General features: G+C 69.6%; 2 protein-coding genes. Both read right to left on the reverse strand.

Annotated elements, in window-relative coordinates; translation table 11 throughout:
- Positions 1-168: 168 nt before the first annotated feature.
- Entirely contained in the window at positions 169-870 is a 702-nt protein-coding gene (locus tag ACWCSD_RS53075; protein ID WP_449927675.1) for a response regulator transcription factor, read from the reverse strand.
- 70 nt (positions 871-940) lie between these two features.
- Positions 941-1,033 (reverse strand): alpha/beta hydrolase, encoded by a 93-nt coding sequence (locus ACWCSD_RS53080; protein WP_449927678.1) that lies wholly within the window; start codon positions 1,031-1,033, stop codon positions 941-943.
- Positions 1,034-1,044 lie beyond the last annotated feature (11 nt).

A 1,044-nucleotide genomic window follows, 5' to 3' on the forward strand; every position in this document is an offset into this window, starting at 1 on the left:
CGCCTGACGGCGCCGATCGCGTTCCGCAAGGGCGCCAGGACGGACACCGTGCGCGTCAGGTTCGTCGGCAGGCCGGACTGGACGGTGCTGCAGAAAGCCCCGCCGCCGCCAGGCCGAGCAGAGCCACCAGCAGCCGCAACCGCAGCGGCCACGGACGGCGGGCCACCCTCACGACGTGCTCTGCAGCCGGTAACCCACCCCGCGCAGGGTGTGGATCAGCGGCGGCCCACCGGCGTCGATCTTCCGCCGCAGATAGCTGATGTAGGACTCGACGATCCTGCTCTCACCGTCGAAGTCGAAGTCCCACACGCCGTCGAGGATCTGCGCCTTGCTGACCACCCGTCCCGCATTGATCATCAGATACCTGAGCAGGCTGAACTCCGTCGGCGACAGGTGGATCGGCCGCCCGGCCCGCCGCACGGTATGGGCCTGTTCGTCCAGCTCCAGGTCCGCGTACCGCAGGACGCCGTCGTCGGCCTGCTCCTCCGGCGGGCGCGTCCTGCGCAGGATCGCCCGCAACCGCAGCACGACCTCCTCCAAGCTGAAAGGCTTGGTCACGTAGTCGTCGCCGCCGGCGGTCAGCCCCGCGATCCGGTCGGGCACCGCGTCCTTGGCGGTCAGGAAGAGCACCAGAGGGCTGTCACCGGCCTCACGAAGCCTGCGCGCCACCGTGAACCCGTCCAGGCCGGGCATCATCACGTCCAGCACGATGATGTCCGGCCGCTCCCGGGCCACCTCCTCCAGCGCCCGGCGGCCGTCCGAGACCGTCCGCACGGCGAAGCCGTTCAGCTCCAGGGCCTCCGACAGCAGCTCGCGGATGTTCGGCTCGTCGTCGACCACCAGCACTTTCGCGGCGGATTGTTCGTTCACCCCATCGTTCTACCGGCACAGGGTGAGAAAAACGTGTGAGCCGCCTCCGCGGCGCCGCAATCCCCTCGGGTCAGCAGCTCAGGTCACGCTCGGGCAGGCGGCCCGTCACCAGGAAGTCGGTGACGGCACGGTCACCGCAGGCGTTGCCGTTGGCCAGATACACCCCGTGACCAC

The organism is Nonomuraea sp. NPDC001684 (assembly GCF_053596515.1).